This is a genomic window from Streptomyces sp. NPDC026500, from assembly GCF_055567635.1.
Map to the genome: position 1 here is coordinate 203926 of NZ_JBVHQB010000018.1, position 19722 is coordinate 223647.

At 70.8% G+C, this 19722-nt stretch carries 17 protein-coding genes, 1 tRNA gene and 1 pseudogene; 5 read left to right on the forward strand and 14 right to left on the reverse strand.

What is annotated here, in order from left to right:
• The first annotated feature begins 320 nt into the window (after nt 1-320).
• Entirely contained in the window at nt 321-677 is a 357-nt protein-coding gene (locus ACZ4N5_RS29750) for an SsgA family sporulation/cell division regulator (protein WP_467760120.1), read from the forward strand.
• Nucleotides 678-824: 147 nt separating this feature from the next.
• Here the strand turns inward: ACZ4N5_RS29750 and ACZ4N5_RS29755 are convergent, their stop codons facing one another.
• A complete protein-coding gene (locus tag ACZ4N5_RS29755) occupies nt 825-3041 on the reverse strand; it encodes an MMPL family transporter (protein ID WP_467760121.1) in 2217 nt (738 codons plus the stop codon).
• 159 nt (nt 3042-3200) lie between these two features.
• Complete coding sequence (locus ACZ4N5_RS29760; protein ID WP_467760122.1) at nt 3201-3791, reverse strand: TetR/AcrR family transcriptional regulator; 591 nt, start codon at nt 3789-3791, stop codon at nt 3201-3203.
• A 284-nt stretch (nt 3792-4075) separates the two neighbouring features.
• On the opposite strand from ACZ4N5_RS29760, the gene ACZ4N5_RS29765 reads away from it, so the two are divergent.
• Nucleotides 4076-7516: a S41 family peptidase gene (locus ACZ4N5_RS29765; RefSeq protein ID WP_467760149.1), complete on the forward strand. Its 3441-nt coding sequence runs from the start codon at nt 4076-4078 to the stop codon at nt 7514-7516.
• Nucleotides 7517-7838: 322 nt separating this feature from the next.
• On the opposite strand, the gene ACZ4N5_RS29770 is transcribed toward ACZ4N5_RS29765, so the two are convergent.
• From ACZ4N5_RS29770 to ACZ4N5_RS29785, 4 genes are all read right to left on the reverse strand, one after another.
• Nucleotides 7839-8030 (reverse strand): hypothetical protein, encoded by a 192-nt coding sequence (locus tag ACZ4N5_RS29770; RefSeq protein WP_467760123.1) that lies wholly within the window; start codon nt 8028-8030, stop codon nt 7839-7841.
• A gap of 186 nt (nt 8031-8216) precedes the next feature.
• Nucleotides 8217-9101: an SDR family oxidoreductase gene (locus tag ACZ4N5_RS29775; protein WP_467760124.1), complete on the reverse strand. Its 885-nt coding sequence runs from the start codon at nt 9099-9101 to the stop codon at nt 8217-8219.
• On the reverse strand, nt 9098-10129 hold the full coding sequence (locus ACZ4N5_RS29780; protein WP_467760125.1) for an alpha/beta fold hydrolase: 1032 nt from the start codon (nt 10127-10129) through the stop codon (nt 9098-9100). The genes ACZ4N5_RS29775 and ACZ4N5_RS29780 overlap by 4 nt, the downstream gene beginning before the upstream one ends.
• Nucleotides 10126-11694: a flavin-containing monooxygenase gene (locus ACZ4N5_RS29785; protein WP_467760126.1), complete on the reverse strand. Its 1569-nt coding sequence runs from the start codon at nt 11692-11694 to the stop codon at nt 10126-10128. Before ACZ4N5_RS29785 ends, ACZ4N5_RS29780 begins: the two co-directional genes overlap by 4 nt.
• A 305-nt stretch (nt 11695-11999) precedes the next feature.
• Here ACZ4N5_RS29785 and ACZ4N5_RS29790 point away from each other — a divergent pair, with 305 nt between their 5' ends.
• Entirely contained in the window at nt 12000-12626 is a 627-nt protein-coding gene (locus ACZ4N5_RS29790) for a MerR family transcriptional regulator (protein WP_467760127.1), read from the forward strand.
• 51 nt (nt 12627-12677) lie between these two features.
• Here ACZ4N5_RS29790 and ACZ4N5_RS29795 read toward each other — a convergent pair whose 3' ends face one another.
• Nucleotides 12678-13481: an exodeoxyribonuclease III gene (locus ACZ4N5_RS29795; protein WP_467760128.1), complete on the reverse strand. Its 804-nt coding sequence runs from the start codon at nt 13479-13481 to the stop codon at nt 12678-12680.
• A 102-nt stretch (nt 13482-13583) separates the two neighbouring features.
• Here ACZ4N5_RS29795 and ACZ4N5_RS29800 point away from each other — a divergent pair, with 102 nt between their 5' ends.
• On the forward strand, nt 13584-14060 hold the full coding sequence (locus ACZ4N5_RS29800; protein ID WP_467760129.1) for a GNAT family N-acetyltransferase: 477 nt from the start codon (nt 13584-13586) through the stop codon (nt 14058-14060).
• Nucleotides 14061-14123: 63 nt separating this feature from the next.
• A complete protein-coding gene (locus ACZ4N5_RS29805; protein WP_467760130.1) occupies nt 14124-14654 on the forward strand; it encodes a hypothetical protein in 531 nt (176 codons plus the stop codon).
• A 108-nt stretch (nt 14655-14762) separates the two neighbouring features.
• Here ACZ4N5_RS29805 and ACZ4N5_RS29810 read toward each other — a convergent pair.
• From ACZ4N5_RS29810 to ACZ4N5_RS29840, 7 genes and pseudogenes are all read right to left on the reverse strand, one after another.
• Nucleotides 14763-14836 (reverse strand) — tRNA-Ala (locus ACZ4N5_RS29810).
• A gap of 97 nt (nt 14837-14933) precedes the next feature.
• A complete protein-coding gene (gene sepX, locus ACZ4N5_RS29815; protein WP_467760131.1) occupies nt 14934-16223 on the reverse strand; it encodes a divisome protein SepX/GlpR in 1290 nt (429 codons plus the stop codon).
• Nucleotides 16224-16396: 173 nt separating this feature from the next.
• Nucleotides 16397-17059: a GNAT family N-acetyltransferase gene (locus ACZ4N5_RS29820; protein WP_467760150.1), complete on the reverse strand. Its 663-nt coding sequence runs from the start codon at nt 17057-17059 to the stop codon at nt 16397-16399.
• A gap of 23 nt (nt 17060-17082) precedes the next feature.
• Entirely contained in the window at nt 17083-17622 is a 540-nt protein-coding gene (locus ACZ4N5_RS29825; RefSeq protein ID WP_467760132.1) for a MogA/MoaB family molybdenum cofactor biosynthesis protein, read from the reverse strand.
• Complete coding sequence (gene moaC / locus ACZ4N5_RS29830; protein WP_261703887.1) at nt 17619-18131, reverse strand: cyclic pyranopterin monophosphate synthase MoaC; 513 nt, start codon at nt 18129-18131, stop codon at nt 17619-17621. Before moaC ends, ACZ4N5_RS29825 begins: the two co-directional genes overlap by 4 nt.
• A 164-nt stretch (nt 18132-18295) precedes the next feature.
• A complete protein-coding gene (gene glp / locus ACZ4N5_RS29835) occupies nt 18296-19618 on the reverse strand; it encodes a molybdotransferase-like divisome protein Glp (RefSeq protein WP_467760133.1) in 1323 nt (440 codons plus the stop codon).
• Nucleotides 19619-19623: 5 nt separating this feature from the next.
• A pseudogene (locus tag ACZ4N5_RS29840) lies at nt 19624-19722 on the reverse strand (UTP--glucose-1-phosphate uridylyltransferase); the annotation flags it as partial.

Consider the following 19722-nt stretch of genomic DNA (forward strand, 5'->3'; position numbering starts at 1 on the left):
GACTTGCAGGAGCGATATGCCTACGAATAGCTTCCGACGGGCGTGAGGGCGGGAGCAGTTCACGGGGGACGAGCCGGCGGACGCGGCGGCGTGAACTCTTCGCGGCGGACGGGCCGGTGCGCGTGTGTCCGGGCGACACCGCGCGCCGTTCGCGACGGATGTGACCGTCGCCGCACACATGCAGCCGCCGCGGCGGGGCAGACGTTCCCCGAGGGGCGGTCACGGGCGGCCGGAGAGCGGTTTCCGTCGGATGTGCGACATTGGAGAGGTGACGGAATTCACAACTTCCGCATAGGTAACGCAGCGTAAGGAGTCGGTTCATGCACGCCGTCGAACAATACGCACGCGCTCATATCGTGACCGACACCGCCGACTCCGCAGACGACGAACACCGGGCCGTCCCGGTGGCCCTCCGGTACGACCCGGAGAGCGACCCCCGCCAGGTGCACATCACGCTGCCCGGCCCCCACGAGTGGGTCTTCGACCGCGAACTTCTCGAGCAGGGCCTGCGCGTCCCCGTCAGCAACGGCGACATACGCATCTGGCCGTGCGGCCGCGTCCAGGCCGTCCTGGAATTCCACTCCACGCACGGGGTGGCGGTCGTGCAGCTCGACACGAAGGCGCTCATGCGCTTTCTCCGTCGTACGTACACGGCCGCCACCCCGGTGGCTCACTGATCGCTCGTCGGCACCGCGCCACGGGACCGGCGAGGTCTCACCGATGCCCTCCTAGAGGCCCTTCCGACTCCGGGGCCTCGGAGGTTTCGGAGGCCCCGAAGCGGTCCCTGAAGTGGACGTCCCGGAGGTCTCCGGGCGGGTCAGGGCTCAGACTCCGGCGAGTTCCCGGTCGTGGTCCCCTTCGCGCTTCTTCTCGTCGAGCGCGCGCAGGCCCTCGCCCTCGACGTCCACGTTCGGCAGCGCGCGGTCCAGCCACTTCGGCAGCCACCAGGCCCGCTTGCCCAGCAGCGCGAGCACCGCCGGGACGAGCGCCATCCGCACGACGAACGCGTCGAAGAAGACGGCGATCGCGAGGCCGAAGCCGATCATCTTGATCATCGACTCGCTCGACCCGATGAATCCGGAGAACACGGCGATCATGATGACCGCGGCCGCCGTGACGACCCGTGCGCCGTGCTTGAACCCGGTCACGATCGCCTGGCCGGGCTTCTCCCCGTGGACGTAGGCCTCTCGCATACGTGTCACGAGGAACACCTCGTAGTCCATGGCCAGACCGAAGACGACGCCCACCATGAAGATCGGCATCATCGACATGATCGGGCCGGTCTCCTCGACGCCCATCAGACCGGACAGCCAGCCCCACTGGAAGACCGCGACGACCGCGCCGAGGGCCGCCATCACGCTGAGCAGGAAGCCGAGAGCCGCCTTCAGCGGGACGAGGATCGAGCGGAACACCACGATCAGCAGCAGGAAGGCGAGACCGACCACGAGCGCGAGATACGGGATCAGCGCGTCGTTGAGCTTCTGCGAGAAGTCGATGTTCATGGCCGTGGAGCCGGTGACCAGCACCGTCGCGCCCGTCTCGGCCTTGATGCCGGCGCCCCCGCCTCGGATGGTGTGGACCAGGTCCTCGGTCGTGACGGAGGACGGCTTCGAGTCGGGGATCACCGTGATCATCGCGGTGTCACCGGCCTTGTTGGGCGCCGCCGGGCTCACGCTCACGACACCCTTGAGGTCCTTGATCTCGTCATGCACCTTGCTGAACGCCGCCTTGGGCGCGTCGCTCGCCTTCGCGTCCACGACGACCATCAGCGGTCCGTTGAAACCGGGCCCGAAGCCGTCGGAGAGCAGGTCGTAGGCGCGGCGCTGCGTGGTGGACGTCGGCTGAGAACCGTCGTCGGGCAGGCCCAGTTGGAGCGAGGCGGCCGGGACCGCGGCCGCGCCGAGGCCGACCACGCCGAGCAGCAGCACCGCGAGCGGGCGGCGGACGACGAAACTCGCCCAACGGGTGCCCATGTTGGGCTTGCCCGCCTTCTTGGCGGCGCGGCCGCCGCCGAGGAGCCTGCTCTTCTCGCCCGCCGGCTGGACCCTGCGGCCCGCGTAGCCGAGCAGCGCGGGGATCATGGTCAGCGCGATGAGTACGGCGATGGCGACCGTGCCCGCCGCAGCGACACCCATCTTCGTGAGCATCGGGATGTTGACGACCGACAGTCCGACCAGCGCGATCACCACGGTCAGCCCGGCGAAGACCACCGCCGAGCCCGCCGTGCCGACGGCCCGTCCGGCCGCTTCCTCGCGTTCGCGGCCCTCGGCCAGCTCGGCCCGGTAGCGGGAGACGATGAAGAGGGCGTAGTCGATGCCGACCGCGAGGCCGATCATCATCGCGAGGGTGGAGGTGGTGGAGCCGAGGTCGAACGCGCTGGCGAGCGCGGTGATCGTCGAGACGCCGATGCCCACGCCGACCAGCGCGGTCAGCAGGGGCAGCCCGGCCGCGATCAGGGAACCGAAGGTGATGACGAGGACGACCGCGGCTATCGCGATGCCGATGACCTCGCTGGAACCGGTCTCGGGCGTCGCCTGGAGCGCGTCACCGCCCACCTCGACGGTCAGTCCGGAGTGCCGCGCGTCCTGCGCGGCCGCCTTCAGGGCGTCCTTCGAGGCGTCCTTCAGCTCCATTCCGGAAACCTTGTACTTCACCGAGGCGTAGGCGATCGACCCGTCCTTGCTCACGGCGTGGGCCTTGAACGGGTCGGTGACGGAGGTGACCTCGGAACCGGTGCCGAGCACCTTGACGGCATGCTCGACCGTCGCCTTGTTGTCCTTGTCCGCCATCTTCTCGCCGGCGGGCGCCTTGAAGACGACCCGTGCGGTCGCTCCGTCGGCGCTCATACCGGGGAAGCGGTTCTCCAGCAGGTCGAAGGCCTTCTGCGCCTCGGTGCCGGGGACCGAGAACGAGGATGATCCCGCGACGGGCGCGGAGGCTGCGCCGACGCCCGCGAGCGTCAGCAGCGCCACCCAGATCAGGGCGGCGAAGTGCCGTCGCCGGAAGGCGAGTCGGCCGAGTTTGTAGAGGAATGTGGCCACGAGGGCGTACTCCCGGTCAGGTCGTGGAAGGGCAGGGGCTGGTGTGATCACCCGAGTGGGGGCAGGGGGGATCAGCCCGACGACGTGAGCGGCGCGTCAGGTGCGACTACAGAGATCTGTAGGGGGTGAAAGAGGTGAGGGGGATGAAGGAATGAAAAGTCAGGCGCCGAGAGCGGGGAGGACCACGGCGTCGACATACGAATGCAGGAAGGCCTGCGTCGGCGGGAGTTCGTCGATCATGGTGCGGGCCGCGAAGGCGCCGATGAGCATGTGCATCACGTACGGCATCGCCGGGTTGTCGGCACGGATCTCACCTCGGTCGACACCGCGCTGGAGCACCCGGCGCAGCTCTTCCAACTCCGGCTCGATCAGCCACTCCCGGAACGCCTTGAGCAGATCCGGATTCCCGTGCGCCGCCATGGCCAGGCCCCGCATCAGCGCGGAGTCCTGCTCCATCTGGCAGTCGTCCTGCCGGAGCGTGAGTGCGTGGAAGTCGCCCCGCAGGCTCCCGGTGTCCAGGTCGGAGAACTTCAGCGGCTTCTGGTGCCGCAGCGCTTTCACGACGAGCTCGGCCTTGCCGCCCCACTGGCGGTAGAGGGTGGCCTTGCTGGAACGGGTGCGGGCCGCGACGGCGTCCATCGTGAGGGCGTCGTAGCCGACTTCCCGAAGCAGGTCGAGCACGGCCGTGTACAGCTCGGCCTCACGCTCGGGCGTGATCCGACTGCGACGCGCCGTTGCGGCGTCAGCCATCCCACTCACCTCTCCTGCTTCGAACGACACGGATTCGTATGCCTCTGAAGATACCTCCCGACGTCAGCGAAACGAAACCGTTTCGTACGTGTGTTGGGTCACGCACGCAGGTGGTCGAGGGCCGGGACGGATCGGGCACCCGCGTTCCTGAACGCGCCCCGCGTGCACCTCCCGTGTCCCCGCCCGCGCCCACGTCCCACAACGCGCCCCCCGTTCCACAAGTTGCCGGGGCCCGTCCGGCGGAAAAGCATGGGGAGGTGAGCGACGAGTACGAGAACGCGACCATGGACGAGAACTCCCCCGGCTATCTGCGTTTCCCGCACCTGAGCGGCGACCGGCTGTGCTTCGTCACCGAGGACGATCTGTGGCTGGCCCCGCTCGACGGGCGCGGGCGCGCCTGGCGGCTCACCGTCGACCGCACCAAGGTCGGCCACCCCCGTTTCTCCCCCGACGGCCGGCACATCGCGTACACGAGCTGGCGCAGCTTCGTCCCGGAGATCCATCTGGCACCGGTGGACGGCGGACCCGGCCGCCGGCTCACCTACTGGGGCAGCGCCGACACCCAGGTGTGCGGCTGGTCCCCCGACGGCGACATCCTCGCCGTCGCCTCGCACGGCCAGCCCTTCTCGTACTTCACCTGGGCCTACAACGTCGCCACCGACGGCGACCCCGGCCGCAAGCTGCCCTGGGGCCCGGTCTCGGACATCGGCGTCGCCGACATCGAGGGCGAGCGCAGGACCCTGCTGCTGACCGGCACCCCACCGCACGAACCGGCCGCCTGGAAGCGCTACCGGGGCGGGGCCACGGGCCGCATCTGGCTGCACGGCCGACAACTGGTCGCCGACCTCGAAGGCCATCTGGCCTGCCCGATGTTCGTCGGCGGGCGGATCGCGTTCCTCTCCGACCACGAGGGCGTCGGCAACCTCTACTCGTGCGCGTACGACGGCTCCGACCTGCGCCGTCACACCGACCACGACGCCTTCTACGCCCGGCACGCGTCGTCGGACGGCACCCGGGTCGTCTACCAGTGCGCGGGCGATCTGTGGATCGTCGACAACCTGTCCCCCGAGTCGGTTCCGCGCCGTCTCGACGTCCTTCTGGGCGGTCCGCGCGCGGGACGCCGTACGTACCCGGTGCCCGCCGCCCAGCACGTGGACAGCATCTCCGTGGACGAGACGGGCCGGGCCAGCGCCGTCGTCGTACGCGGCAGCCTGTACTGGCTCACCCACCGCGACGGTCCCGCGCGCACCATCGCGGACACCCCGGGCGTACGGGTCCGGCTCCCCGAAATGCTCGGCTCGGGCGGCCAGATCGCCTATGTCACCGACGCGGAGGGCGAGGACGCCGTCGAGATCGCCTACCTGCCGCGCGCCAGCGGCGCCCGCGAGCCGCGCCGCCTCGCCTCAGGCTGGCTGGGCCGCGTACAGGAACTGGTGTCGGACCCGCATGGCGAACGGCTCGCCATCGCCTCGAACGACGGACGGCTGCTTCTGCTCGACGCGACGGAGGAGTCCGCCGACATCCCCGGCGCGGAGCCCGAGGACACTTCCGAAACGGAGCCTGGGGACACCTCGGGCACGAAGCCCGGGGACACCTCGGGCACGAAGCCCGGGGACGCCTCGGGCGCGGAGCCCGAGGACACCTCCGAAACGGAGCCCGGGGGCGCCTCGGGCACACAGTCCGGGGACACCTCCGAAAAGGAGCCCCGGACAGCTGAGGTCACCGAGCTCATCCGTTCCATCAACGGCCCGGTGACGGACCTCGCCTTCTCCCCGGACGGCGCCTGGCTGACGTGGTCGCATCCCGGGATCGGACGCTCCCTGCGGCAGATCAAGATGGCGCGCATAAAGGACCGCCTGATCGTCGACGTCACCAACGGCCGTTTCGAGGACGAGAATCCGGTGTTCACGCGGGACGGCCGCTATCTGTCCTTCCTGTCCTGGCGCGGCTTCGACCCGGTGTACGACGTGCACACCGGGGACCTGTCCTTCCCCCTCGGCTGCCGCCCCTACCTCGTTCCGCTGTCCTCCGCCACCCCCTCCCCGTTCGCCCTGAACCCGGACGGGCGGCCGGTCGCCGGGGGCCTCGACCCGGTCGAGGAGGGGCCCGGCGACGGCAGCGCGACGACCGTCGAACTCGAAGGCCTGGAAAGCCGGGTGACGCCCTTCCCGGTCACCGCCTCCAAGTACTCGGCGCTGCGCCCGGTCTCGGGCGGCGGCCTGGTCTGGCTGCGCTGGCCGATCTCCGGAGCGCTGGGCGAGACGTTCGCCAACCCGGACGACACGACCGGCCGTCCCACCCTGGAGTTCTTCAACATCACCAAGGCGAAGAAGTCCGAACTCGTCGACCATCTCGACTGGTTCGCGGTGAGCGGCGACGGCTCCCGGCTGGTCGTCGTCGACGAGGGCGACCTGCGCGCCGTGCCCTCCACCGAGTCCGGCGACAGCGACTCGACCGTCTGGATCGACCTGCGCCGCATCCTGCACGAGGTGGACCCGCCCGCCGAATGGCGCCAGGCGTACGCGGAGGCCGGCCGCATCATCCGCGCCTACTACTGGGACCCGAACATGTGCGGCCTCGACTGGGACGCGATCCTGGAGCAGTACCGCCCGCTGGTCGAACGGGTCGCCTCCCCGGACGAGTTCGCGGACCTGCTGCGCGAGGTCCTCGGCGAACTGGGCACCTCGCACGCGTACGTCACCGCCGCGCGCCGCAACGAGGGTCCGCCCCACTACCAGCGCTGGCAGGGCCTTCTCGGCGCCAACTTCGTCTGCCGCGACGGCAGTTGGATGCTCAAGCGGATTCTGCCCGGCGAGTCGTCCGACTCCAAGGCGCGCTCGCCGCTGGCGGGCGCCGGCATCCGCGAGGGTGCGGTCCTCACCCATGTCGACGGGCGTCCGGTGGACCCGGTCGCCGGCCCGTATCCGCTGCTCGCGGGCGCGGGCGGTACGACGGTGGAGCTGACCTTCACCCCGGCGGAGGGCGAGGGCCGCTCGCGCCGGGTGGCCGTGGTCCCGCTGATCGACGAACGCCCGCTGCGCTACCAGGACTGGGTGGCCAAACGCCGCCAGGTCGTACGGGAGTTGAGCGGCGGGCACTGCGGCTATCTGCACATCCCCGACATGGGCGGCTCGGGGTGGGCCCAGTTCAACCGCGATCTGCGGATGGAGGTCTCGCGCCCGGCCCTCATCGTCGACGTACGGGGCAACGCGGGCGGGCACATCAGCGAACTGGTCGTCGAGAAGCTGACCCGCAAGATTCTCGGCTGGGACCTCACCCGCGACGCCCAGCCGGTGTCGTACGCCTCCAACGCCCCGCGCGGCCCTGTGGTGGCCCTGGCCGACGAGGCGACGTCGTCCGACGGCGACATGATCACCGCCGCCTTCAAACTGCTCAAACTGGGCCCGGTGGTGGGGCAGCGCACCTGGGGCGGTGTGGTCGGCATGACCGGCCGCCACCGTCTCGGCGACGGCACGGTCATCACGGTGCCCATGAACGCCGCGTGGTTCGACGCGTACGGCTGGTCCGTGGAAAACCACGGCGTCGCCCCCGACTTGGAGATCCTGCGCACCCCGCTCGACTGGGCGGAGGGCCGCCACGCCCAGTTGGACGACGCCATCCAGCTCTCCCTGGACCTGCTCCGCACCCATCCCGCGGCCTCCCCGCCGGACCACTCGAACGTGCCGGACAGAACAAGGCCGAAGCTTCCCCCGAGAACGAACTGACCTGAACGAGCCGACCTGAACGAACTGATCTGAACGAACTGCCCCCGGTCCCAGCCGCGTTGCCGCTTCGGCCGGGGGCTCACTGCGGCCGGGGCCCGGTTCGGCCGGGTTCCAGCTGGGCGCGCGGCTGGCGGCGGACGGGGGCGGCTGACGGCTGACGGCTGACAGGGGGAGGCAGGCGTCGGACGGGCGGCTGACGGACAGCGGACGGTGACTGGCTGGCGTCGGACGGGCGATGGCGGGCGGCGGACGGGCGGCGGACACACGAATGGGGTGCCCTCTCGAAAGAGGACACCCCATTCAGGCTGAGCGGGCGCAACGATCAGGCGTCGTAGTCCTGGTCGAAGCGGTCCTGAGCCTCCCGCTGAGCACGCTCCGCGTCCGGCATCGTGCGGTCACGCCCCATCGGGGACCGCTCGCTCGCCTTGTCCCGCGGTTCGCCCGTCTTCTTCTGCTTCTTGGCCTGCTGCTTAAGCTGCTCGGCCTTGTCCTTGAACTGGTCCTGCATGCTCATGCGATTCACTCCCGTAGTGGGTGAGGGATTCGGGCCTCGACCCCCTTGTTCGATCAGGGGGTTCGGGCCTCGACCAGACTTACACGCAGGGACAGAGCACGCATTTCGATCAGTCACTCACCGTGAGACCCGCCGGTGGGACCCGCCTGCGAGCCGCCCGGGACAACCCGGGGACACTCGGGTGACTCACGACGCCGTCGACTTCCGCTCCTCCTCGTCGGCCGCCCCGCCGGCCCCGACCAGCCCCGTCCGCACACCGCCGAGGCGCGGTTCGAACCGCCGCATCTCGCGCTGCCCGACCGCCCCGATGACGCCGGGCAGATACCCCCGCATCCCCTGCATCCCGCGCAGCCACCACTGCGCGTACACATGGCTGGAACGGCGCTCGATCCCGGCCACGATCCGGTCGACGGCCGGTCCCAGCGGATACGTCTTGTTGGACGGCCACGGCAGCCTCTGCCGCAACTCCCGCATCACCTCGTCCTGGTCGGCGCCCCGCACCATGTCGGTGTCGGTCCACGACAGATACCCGACGCCGACGCGTACGCCCCGGTGGCCGACCTCGGCGCGCAGACAGTGCGCGTACGCCTCCACGCCGGACTTGGAGGCGCAGTAGGCCGACATCATGGGAGCGGGAGTGATCGCGGCCAGCGACGCGATCTGCAGCAGGTACCCCCGGCTCTCCAGGAGCGCCGGCAGGAACGCCCGCGCGGTGACCGCCGATCCGATCAGGTTCACCTCGATCACCCGCCGCCAGGCGACGGGGTCGGAGTCAACGAAGGGCCCTCCGCTCGCGACACCGGCGTTCGCGACGACGATGTCCACCTTGCCGAACCGCTGCTTGACCTCCTGGGCGACCCGCACCATCGCCTCGTGGTCGGTGACATCGGCGTACCAGTGGTCGCTCTCGCCCCGCAGCCGCTCCGAGACCCGCTTCAGCTCGTCCGCCTCCAGACCGACCAGCGCGACCTTCGCCCCGCGCGCGGAGAGCTTGCGCGCGAGGAGCTCGCCGACACCGCGCGCGGCCCCCGTGACGACGGCGACCTGCCCTTCCAGGCTCACCTTGCTCATGCGCCCTCCTTGATCTCTGCGATCTCTGCGATCTCCGCGATCTCTGCGGTCTCTGCGGTCTCTGCGGTCTCTGCGGCGATCTCTACGACGAACTCCGCGCTCTCCACGGCCTTTTGCGTCTCGGCGGTCCGCGTGTACGTGGAGACGAGTTCGCGTATCCGGGCGGTCACCAGCTCCGGCGCCTCCACCGGAGTCATGTGACCGAGGCCCGGCAGCTCGGTGCTGCCGACACAGTTCGGCAGCACCGCCACCAGAGCACGCGCGTGCACGACCGGTGTCAACCGGTCCACCGTGCCCGCGATCACCGCCGTCGGCACCCGCAACTCCCTGACGCCCTCTTCGAGATCGAGGGTGGCGAGCACGGCCGACCAGGCGTGGCGCACAGCACGCGGACAGGCGTGCACGATCCGCGCGCACGCCTCCACCATGACGGGGGACGAACCGGGGCCCATGGTCGCGTACTTGAGGATCCGCCTGGCGACCGGTGTGACGGGCCCGAGCGGCGCGCGCGAGCCGAGCACGGCCCCGGTGAGACGCGTCCGGAGCCGCCCCGCGCGCAACGGCAGCACGCGCGACTCCTCGACCAGCCGCGTGCTCCCGGTGCTGCACAACAGCGCGGCCGCCGCATGCTCCCTGAACCGCGGCCGCGCCGACGCCGCCATCAACGTCATACCGCCCATGGAGTGCCCCGCCAGCACCGCCTTCTCGCCCGGCGCGAGCGTGGCCGCGAGCACCGCCTCCAGGTCGTCGGCGAGGGCTTTGGTGCTGCAGGCGTCACTCGCGGGACTGCGTCCGTGCCCGCGCTGGTCGTACGCGATGACCCGGTGGTCGGCGGCGAGGTCCCGGATCTGAGCCGCCCAGAAGGCGGTCGAGCAGGTCCAGCCGTGCGCGAGGACGACGGCGGGCGCGTCCTCGGGGCCGTGCACCTCGACGTGCAGTCGCGCGCCGTCGGCGGAGTGCGCGATCAGTTCCCGTGACGGCACGGGAGGCGCGTACGCCCTGTGTGCCTCATGCGTCAGTCGGCTCACGCGTCTGCCTCCACCTTCTTCTTGCGGGTGCTCTTCGTACCCGGCTCGGGCGCGGCTCCGGGCTCGACTCCGGGCTCGGCCCCGGGTGCGGTTTTCGGCGCTCGCAGCACGTCGTACTCCCCCAGGTCGACACGGCGCGTGGCGCCCCGGAACTCGCTCGTCGTACCGGGCCACACGGTGGTGTTGACACCGTTGGCGTCGAGGTACCAGCTGGTGCAGCCGCCGGTGTTCCACACCGTGCGCTTCATGCGCTCCTGGACCCGGCTGTTCCAGGCGTCCACGGCACCGGGGCGCGCGTCGAGCGCCGCACGGCCCCCTAGGACGTCCAGCTGCCGCAGGAAGTCGGCCATGTAGTTCAGCTGGGACTCGATCATCAGGATCATCGAGGAGTTCCCGAGCCCGGTGTTCGGTCCGATGATCGTCATCCAGTTGGGGAAGCCGGCCGCGGTGGCGCCGCGGAGCGACTTCATACCGGTCTCCCACGCCTGCGCGAGCGTCCTGCCGTCCGCCCCGACGACCCGCTCGGCGATCGGCATGTCGGTGACGTGGAAGCCGGTCCCGAACACGATCGCGTCGGCCTCGGCCCTGGTGCCGTCGGCGGCGACCAGCGTGGAGCCGTCGATCTCGGCGAGTCCGGAGGCCACCACGTCCACATTCGGCCGGGTGAGCGCCGGGTAGTAGGCGTTCGACAGCAGGATCCGCTTGCAGCCGATCCGGTAGTCGGGCGTCAGCTTCTCCCGCAGCGCCGGATCCTTCACGGCACGCGTGATGTTCCGCTTGGCCAGCCGCTCGACCATGCCCAGCTCGTTGGGCCGCTTGGTGAACGCCTGCACCTGGAGTTCCCGGATGCCCCACAGGAGCCCGCGCCTGGCCTGCGTCGTGAACGGCAGCTGCCGGTGCAGCCACCGCTCCACGCCGCTGATGGCCCGGTCGACCCGCGGCATCACCCACGGCGGGGTGCGCTGGAACAGGGTCAGCCGGGCGACGTCCGGCTGGATCGCCGGCACGATCTGGATGGCGGAGGCTCCGGTGCCGACCATGGCCACCCGCTTGCCGTGCAGGTCGTAGTCGTGGTCCCAGCGGGCGGAGTGGAACACCTTTCCCGTGAAGGTGTCGATCCCCGGGATCTGCGGGATCTTGGGGTCGGAGAGCGGCCCGGTCGCGGACACCACGACATCCGCCGTCAGGAACCCGCTGCTCGTCTCGATCCCCCAGCGCAGCTTCTCCGCGTCCCAGGTCATCATCTTGACCTCGGAGTCGAACCGCAGATGCGGCCGCAGCCGGAAGACGTCCGCCACACGCTCCAGGTACGCGCGGATGTGCTCCTGCCCGGAGAAGGTGCGCGGCCATTCGGGATTGGGTGCGAACGAGAACGAGTACAGGTGCGACGGGACGTCACAGGCGCACCCGGGATAGCTGTTGTCGCGCCAGGTGCCGCCCACGCCGCCGGCCCGCTCCAGGACCACGAAGTCGGTGATCCCTTCGCGGCGCAGCCGCACGGCGGCCCCCAGCCCGCCGAACCCGGACCCGATCACCGCCACCCGTACATGCTCGTGCTCGGTCATCCCGACGCCTCCCTAGCCCGCACGACCCTGCCAGTGAACACTGGCACAATCGGGAGGGTAGAGCAGCTTCGTACTCATGGGTAGGGGTCGCGACCGGGAAAGTTACCGGGGGTACGACGTAGGGTGCGGACGTGGCCGAGGGATCAGGAAAGCGAGGCGCGGAGGCGCGAGCACGAGGCGCCGAGTCGCGGAGGACCGGCACGCGACCGCCGGACGCGCGCACACGCGGGGCCAGGGAGCCCGGCTCCGGCCCGCTCACGAGCGCCCACCGGTCCACGCCGGAGCCCGGCAGACGCGAGTACCGCATGGAGGAACTGGCCGAGGAGGCCGGCATCACCGTACGCACCCTGCGCTTCTACCGGGAGCGCAAGCTCATACCGCCACCCCGGCGCGAGGGCCGCATCGCCTGGTACGACGACACCCACCTGGCCCGCCTGCGCACCATCTCGGCGCTGCTGGAACGCGGCCACACCCTGAACGGCATCGCGGAACTCGCCGAGGCCTTCGACCACGGCCGTGACGTGGGCGAACTGCTCGGACTGGGCGAGCCCACCGAGGAGACGCCGGTCCGGCTCTCCCCCGAGGAACTGGCCGACGTCTTCGCCGGCCAGGCGACCCCGGAGAACCTCGCCGCGGCGCTCGACCTCGGCTATCTCGGCACGGACGGCGGCGAGATCGTGCACATCAGCCGCCGCCTGCTCGACGTGTCGGCCGCCCTGGTCCGCGAGGGCATACCGCTCGCGGACGTCCTGACCGCGGCCCGCCGCGTACGCGACCACACCGAGGCACTCGCCGAACTCTTCACCACCCTCGTCCTCACCGAGAACCGCACCCCCGACGACCTCCACCGCCTGCGCCCGCTCGCGAAGAGCGTGGTGGAGGCAGAACTGTCGATGGCCCTGGACCGACGGCTCCGGGACCCCCGGGCATAGGGATCCCGTCACCGCGACCGGATCGCCCGGAGGTGGTGGACGACAGGTCGCTCAGAGGTCGTAGACCACCGTGACCGGCGCATGGTCGGACCAGCGCTCGTCGTGTGTCGCCGCGCGCTCCACGAATCCCTTGACCGCCTTGCCCGCGAGCCCGGGCGTGCTGATCTGGAGGTCGATCCTCCATCCCGAATCGTTGTCGAAAGCCCGCCCACGGTACGACCACCACGAGTACGGGCCTTCGGCGTCCGGATGCAGGGCGCGTACGACGTCGACGTAACCGCCGTCGGCCGCGTCGAGGACCTGCCCCAGCCACTCCCGCTCCTCGGGCAGGAAGCCGGAGTTCTTCCGGTTGGCGCGCCAGTTCTTGAGGTCGGCCTCCCGGTGGGCGATGTTCCAGTCGCCGCAGACGACGACCTCGCGCCCGTCGGCGGCGGCCCGCTCCCTCAGCTCCTTCAGGTAGGCGAGGAACTCGCCCATGAACCGGACCTTCTCGTCCTGCCGCTCGGTCCCGACCTCGCCCGAGGGCAGATAGAGGCTCGCGACGGTGACACCGGGCAGGTCCGCCTCGACGTACCGGCCGGAGGAGTCGAACTCCTCGGACCCGAAGCCGATCCGGACGCGGTCGGGCTCACGGCGTGTGTAAAGAGACACACCCGCGCGGCCCTTGGCGGCAGCGGGGGCGTGCACGACATGCCACCCCTCGGGCGCGCGCACCTCCGCCGTGAGCTGGCCCGGCTCGGCCCGCACCTCCTGGAGGCACAACACGTCCGCGGAGGTCTCCGCGAGCCACTCCACGAAACCCTTCTTCGCGGCGGCCCGGAGCCCATTCACATTCACAGAGGTCACAGTCAGCACTGGGGCACGATACTTAATCGGCACGGTCGGCCAGAACTCGATCAACGAGAGCGACGCGACCGCCCACTCCCCCGCCTATCGCATAGATGTACGGTAAAACGCATGAATTTCCGCCCGGTCCCCTTCGACCACCCCGACGCCATCAAGCTCAATGATCAGGTTCAGGCCGAATACGCCGTGCGATACGGCGACGACGGCGATGCCACGCATCTGGACGCGCGGATGTTCGCCCCGCCGCTCGGCCTCTATCTGATGGCGTACGACGAGCGGGACCGCCCGGTGGCCACGGGCGGCTGGCGCGCCCAGAACGAGAACGCCGAGGGCTACTCGGACGGAGACGCCGAGCTCAAGCGTATGTACGTGATCCCCGAGGCCCGCGGGCTCGGCCTCGCCCGGCGCATCCTGGCCGCCCTGGAGGACGACGCCCGCGCGGCCGGCCGCGTCCGCATGGTCCTGGAGACCGGCGCCAAGCAGCCCGAGGCGGTCGCCCTCTACGCGTCGAGCGGCTACGAACCGTGCACCAAATTCGGCTACTACCGCTTCCACGAACTGAGCCTCTGCTACGCAAAAGCCCTCTAGCCATCGGGGCGGTGTTCATCCGGCGGCGCCCCGACGGACCGAGCACGCCTGGAGGCCGACCCGATGTCGACGACCCGACCCTTACGAAACGTACGGCTGAGAGCGAGCGCGGCGACGGGCGGACTGGCCGCCGCGCTGGCCCTGGCCGGCTGCACCGGCGGCCCGGGCGGCTCCGCGCACCCCGACCCCGAGCGGTCGTCGGCTCCGGCTTCCTCACCAGCTTCCTCACCGAGGGAATCACCGGTCTCCGACCGCATCCAGTACCTGCCGGGCGAGTCCGTCACGAAGGCTCCGGACATACCTGACGGCACGCTCCTGTCGAAGGTCACGAACGCCCACGGCAACGAGGAGATCGACGTGCCCGGCGGGGTCGGACCCGGATCCCTGTGGATCGCGGTGAACTGCCGGGGCCGGGGAACGTTGAACGTCTCGGTGGAACCGACCGGGTTGAGCTTCCCGGTCACGTGCGCCGCCGGAAAGGTCAGCGGCATCCTGAACCGACTGGATCTCCCGCACGACCACGACCACGGCCACGCGACGGTGACCGTGACGGCCCCGTCCGGCATTCGCTGGGCCCTCTCCGTCGGACACTGACCGAAGGAACCGCCGACCCGGGGACCACCGACGGGAGTTGCCGCCGTCGGCTCCAGGGCAAGGCAAGAGGCCCGCTCCCACTGCTGGGAACGGGCCTCTTGGCTGCGGTGGACCTGTGGGGATTTGAACCCCAGACCCCCTCGATGCGAACGAGGTGCGCTACCAGACTGCGCCACAGGCCCTTGCAACGAGTGAAACTCTAGCATCCCGATCGAGGTGCTTGGAAATCCGTTCCGGGCTGGTCAGCCAGGCCCTCGCGAGCACCCCGCGACGCACCCGTCACTCGTTGGCCGCACGCGGCCGTTCCCCGTCCTCGTACTGGTCGAACAACGGCGTACGACCGCGTTCGCGGGCTCGCCGCGCGGACGCCGCGCGGCGGGCGTCACTGCGCGTGTCGTCCGCGGCCTCGGCGCCGCCCGAACCGTCGGAGAGGTCCTCGTCGGCCGGCTCCGCCTCGGGCGCGCTCGGCTCGACCGTGCTGGACCGCGCCGAACTCCACGCGTCCGGCGCCCCCAGATCGACGCTGGACGTCGCCCGGGGCGCGACCGGTGCGGTCACATAGGTCGGCAGGGGAACCGGCACCGGGTCCCAGCTGTCCCCCTGGGCGGGACCGCACTGACGCTCGCGCTGCTGGTCGACCCACTCGGCGTGGTCGGTCTGCTCGACAAGGGCGCGACGGTCGGCGGCGAGTGCGGAGAGGCCGGGATCGGTGTCGGACCCGGGGCCCTCCGCCGGTTCGTCCGCCCCGGGTTCGACGGACGTCCGTCGGCGAGGCTGTCGCTCCCGGAGCCTCTGCGCCGCGGCCTCGGCCCGGCGGCGGTCCATGGTGTAGGTGAAGCGCCGTCGCTCCTGGGCGCGCAGGTGCACGATGTACGAGCTCAGCATCACGGCCGGCACGCCGGGCGCCCACAGGAACGCGAGCCCTCCGACGGCCGCCACGATGGCGCCGAGCGTGAAGGCGAGGAAGAGCATGACCGTCGTACGCCGACGGCGCGCGAGGACCTTCGTACGCCGGGCCCGCGCTGCAGCCTCGGCCGAGACTGCCCGGCGTGCGCCCGGCGTGCGGTCCGCCGCGGACGGCACGGCCTGCTGGGGCGCGGACTTGGCCGAGGGTCTGGGCGCGGACGCGGATGCGCCCGACTGGTGCGGTACGGACCGGGCGGCGCCCGAGGTCTCGTACGTGCCGCTCTCCCTGCCGGCCGCGCGCACGCCCGGCTTCGGCTCCGTCTGGACCGGCTCCGGCACCTGAACCCGTTCCTCTGCGTGCGGACGGTGCTGGGCCGCCGGCTGGGGCCGGGCCGGAGGCACGGCGAAGGCCCGGACGTCCACCGAGTCGGTGACGCCGTCCGGGTCGGCGCTGGGCTCCTCCTCCTCGGCGGAGCGCGCGCGCAGGTCCTTGGCGTATCGACGCTCCATGCCCGCCCGTCCGGACAGCAGCCGGATGGCGGTGCTGAAGCGTTCCGTCGGACGGGCTTCGTTCAGCTCGTCCTGCCTACGGAGCCACATCGGCACCAAGTAGGCGGCCCAGGCCCCGACGATGACTGCGTAGATGAGGCCGCTGCTGCTCACGCCTCACACGGTAGAGGGGTTTGTGTGAGGCCATCTGCCAATTGAGCCGGTGTGTCGCACGATCCGGCTGATATTTCGAGCTTTTTTTGTGATCGATGCGATCAACGGGCCGCCGCGAGCGCGAATTTAATGCTCTGAGGCGATCGTCCGCCGATCATTTTCGAACACCTATTTCATTTCCCGGCGTTGCCGGGCTTGCTCGAGTTCTGCGAGCCGGCCTGCTCCGATCCCACCTGACCCGACCGGTTGGGCGCCGAACGCGTCCGGCGCCAGCGCGCGAGCAGACCCTCGGGCACTTCCTCCGCGGTGAGCGCGAAGACGAGATGGTCCCGCCAGGCACCGTCGATGTGGAGATAGCGCGGGCGCAGCCCTTCCTCGCGGAATCCGAGTTTTTCCACGACCCTGCGGCTGGGCCCGTTCTCGGGGCGAATACAGACTTCGATGCGGTGCAGTCCGACGGTACGGAAACAGTGGTCGCTCACCAGCGCCACGGCCGTCGGCATCACTCCGCGCCCCGCCACCGACTGGTCCACCCAGTAGCCGACGTGCCCGGAGCACATCGAGCCCCAGGTGATCCCGGCCACGGTCAACTGACCGACCAGCCGCCCCTGGTACTCGATCACGAAGGGCAGCATCCGACCCGCGTTGGCCTCGGCGCGCAGGTGGCGGACCATCTGCCGGTACGTCGGCCGGTGCGCGATCGGGCCGCTCGGGGTGGGCGGCGGGATGGTCGCCTCCCAGGGGCGCAGCCAGTCACGGTTGCGCCGGTTCACCTCACGCCAGGCCCGCTGGTCGCGCAGCCTTATCGGCCGGAGGACGACATCGCCGTCCACCAGCTCGACCGGCCAGGATGGGCTGTTCAGCTCGCACCCCCACTGCCGCTGGGTCTCTGGTGGTCGCCGCCGCGGATCTGGTCGACGGCGTGGATCAGGAGGGGTTCCAGAACGGCCAGTCCGTCCTTCACCCCGCCGGTGGAGCCCGGCAGGTTGACGATCAGCGTCCCTGCGGCGACTCCGGCGAGCCCCCGGGAGAGCGCAGCCGTCGGCACCTTGTCCCTTCCGAACGCTCTGATGGCCTCCGGAATGCCCGGGATCTCGCGGTCGAGCACCCGCAGGGTCGCTTCGGGGGTGCGGTCGGTGGGCGAGATCCCCGTACCGCCGGTGGTCAGGACGACGTCATAGCCCGCCTCGACTCCGGTGCGCAGCGCCGCCTCCACGGGGTCCCCGTCGGGGACGACCCACGGCCCGTCGACCGCGAAGCCGAACTCCGCGAGGCCCGCGGCGATCAGGGGCCCGCCCCTGTCCTCGTAGACACCGGCGGCGGCCCGGTTGGAGGCCGTGACGACCAGGGCGCTGTAAGGCGCCGGGAGGGCCCCGCCGATGACGGTGTCGCCGCTCATGTCCGGCTCCAGTGGCCCGACTTCCCGCCTGTCTTCTCTTCCACCCGTACGTCCGTGATGACCGCCCCCTTGTCGACAGCCTTGACCATGTCGATCACGGTGAGGGCCGCCACGCTGACCGCGGTGAGGGCTTCCATCTCGACGCCCGTGCGGTCGGTCGTCTTCACGGTGGCGAGGATCTCGACGGCGTCGTCCGCGACCGACAGATCAATCTTGACACCGGACACCGACAACGGGTGGCACAGCGGGATCAGATCCGGCGTGCGCTTGGCTCCCATGATCCCCGCGATACGCGCGGTGGCGAGGGCGTCGCCCTTCGGGACTCCCTCGCCGCGCAGCAGCTCCACGACACGCGGGGAGACCAGGACACGGCCGCTCGCGCGCGCGGTGCGGGCGGTCACGTCCTTCCCGGACACGTCGACCATGCGGGCGGCGCCGACCTCGTCGATGTGCGTCAGTCGGTCCTGCACAGGGGGTCCGGAGGTCTCCCCCCGGGACGGAACAGTCATGTGCGTCGGCGCTCCCGGTCAGGGCCCGTCGCGGTGCGGCGCGTGGGCCTGGTGTGCGCGACACGTTACCGCCCGCCAGTCCACCACTACGCCTGCGTAAGGAGCAGTGCGCCCCATGCGTGATCCGGGCGCCCGGCGGTGGCCGTCCTCCCCCGTCCGGCCGCTCAGCCGAGCAGCACGACCTCGACCTCGGCGCCGGGCTCGACCGAGGTGTCGCCCTCGGGGACGACGATCAGGGCGTCGGCGTGCGCGAGGGCGGCGACCAGGTGGGATCCGGCTCCGCCGACGGGCGTCACGGCCCCGTCCGCGTACGTCCCGCGCAGGAACTGCCGACGGCCCTTCGGCGAGGTCAGCGGCTTGTCCGCGGAAAGGGTCGCCCTGGTCGTGGGCCGGTGGACGTCCTGCAGTCCCATCAGGGTGCGGATCGCGGGGCGCACGAAGAGTTCGAAGGATACGTACGACGACACGGGGTTGCCCGGGAGGGCGAGCAGCGGTGTGTGGTCGGGGCCGATGGAGCCGAAGCCCTGGGGCTTGCCGGGCTGCATGGCGAGGGTGCGGAAGTCGATGCCGCTGCCCGCCTCGTCCTCGTCGCCGACCGACGACAGAGCCTCCTTGACGACGTCGTAGGCGCCGACGCTCACTCCGCCGGTCGTGACCAGCAGGTCCGCGCGGACGAGCTGGTCCTCGATGGTCGAGCGCAGTGTCTCGGCGTCGTCCGCGACCGCGCCGACCCGGTAGGCGATGGCTCCCGCGTCGCGGGCGGCCGCGCAGAGGGCGAAGCTGTTCGAGTCGTAGATCTGGCCGGTGCTCAACTCCTCGTCGGGCTGGACGAGTTCGCTGCCGGTGGACAGGACGACCACGCGCGGGCGGGGGTGTACCCGCACGGTGCCGCGGCCGATCGCGGCGAGCAGGCCGATCTGTGGCGGGCCGAGGACGGTGCCCGCTTCGAGAGCGCGGTCGCCCGCCTTCACATCGCTGCCCTTCGCGCGTACGTGTGCGCGTGCCTCGGCCTGGCGGTGCACGTGCACCTGTCCGTAGGAGCCCTCGGGGGACGCGCTGTGCGCACGCATCCCGGAGACCGGGCCCTCGCCGAGGCCTCCGTCCGTCCACTCGACGGGGACGACGGCTTCGGCGCCGGGCGGCAGCGGGGCGCCGGTCATGATGCGGGCGGCCTGGCCGGGGCCCACGTAGGGCTGCTCGGCCTGGCCGGCCGCGACATCGCCGACGACCGTCAGGACCGCCGGGTATTCCTCGCTCGCGCCCGCCACATCCGCGACCCGGACCGCGTACCCGTCCATCGAGCTGTTGTCGAACGGCGGCAGGGAGACCGGCACCGTGACGTCCTCGACCAGGACGCAGCCCTGGGCGTCGAGGAGTTGCAGCTCGATGGGTTCGAGGGGGCGGACGGTCGTGAGGATGTCCTCCAGGTGGTCGTCCACAGACCAGAGGTGATCCTGGCCGGTGGTGCGGGTCGCGGCGCTGCTCAAAGTCCCTACATCTCCTCGGCTACGTAACTGCGGAGCCAGGTCCGGAAGTCCGGGCCCAGGTCCTCACGTTCGCATGCGAGTCTGACAATGGCACGCAGGTAGTC

What these genes read in the sequence shown, in the direction of transcription:
- ACZ4N5_RS29825 (WP_467760132.1), bottom strand. Translation starts at nt 17,622, where the DNA reads ATGAGCGGCGACACCGTCATCGGCGGGGCCCTCCCGGCGCCTTACAGC.
- ACZ4N5_RS29770 (WP_467760123.1), bottom strand. Translation starts at nt 8,030, where the DNA reads ATGAGCATGCAGGACCAGTTCAAGGACAAGGCCGAGCAGCTTAAGCAG.
- ACZ4N5_RS29765 (WP_467760149.1), top strand. Translation starts at nt 4,076, where the DNA reads ATGGACGAGAACTCCCCCGGCTATCTGCGTTTCCCGCACCTGAGCGGC.
- ACZ4N5_RS29800 (WP_467760129.1), top strand. Translation starts at nt 13,584, where the DNA reads ATGAATTTCCGCCCGGTCCCCTTCGACCACCCCGACGCCATCAAGCTC.
- ACZ4N5_RS29760 (WP_467760122.1), bottom strand. Translation starts at nt 3,791, where the DNA reads ATGGCTGACGCCGCAACGGCGCGTCGCAGTCGGATCACGCCCGAGCGT.
- moaC (WP_261703887.1), bottom strand. Translation starts at nt 18,131, where the DNA reads ATGACTGTTCCGTCCCGGGGGGAGACCTCCGGACCCCCTGTGCAGGAC.
- ACZ4N5_RS29790 (WP_467760127.1), top strand. Translation starts at nt 12,000, where the DNA reads ATGGAGGAACTGGCCGAGGAGGCCGGCATCACCGTACGCACCCTGCGC.
- ACZ4N5_RS29750 (WP_467760120.1), top strand. Translation starts at nt 321, where the DNA reads ATGCACGCCGTCGAACAATACGCACGCGCTCATATCGTGACCGACACC.
- ACZ4N5_RS29785 (WP_467760126.1), bottom strand. Translation starts at nt 11,694, where the DNA reads ATGACCGAGCACGAGCATGTACGGGTGGCGGTGATCGGGTCCGGGTTC.
- ACZ4N5_RS29805 (WP_467760130.1), top strand. Translation starts at nt 14,124, where the DNA reads ATGTCGACGACCCGACCCTTACGAAACGTACGGCTGAGAGCGAGCGCG.
- ACZ4N5_RS29775 (WP_467760124.1), bottom strand. Translation starts at nt 9,101, where the DNA reads ATGAGCAAGGTGAGCCTGGAAGGGCAGGTCGCCGTCGTCACGGGGGCC.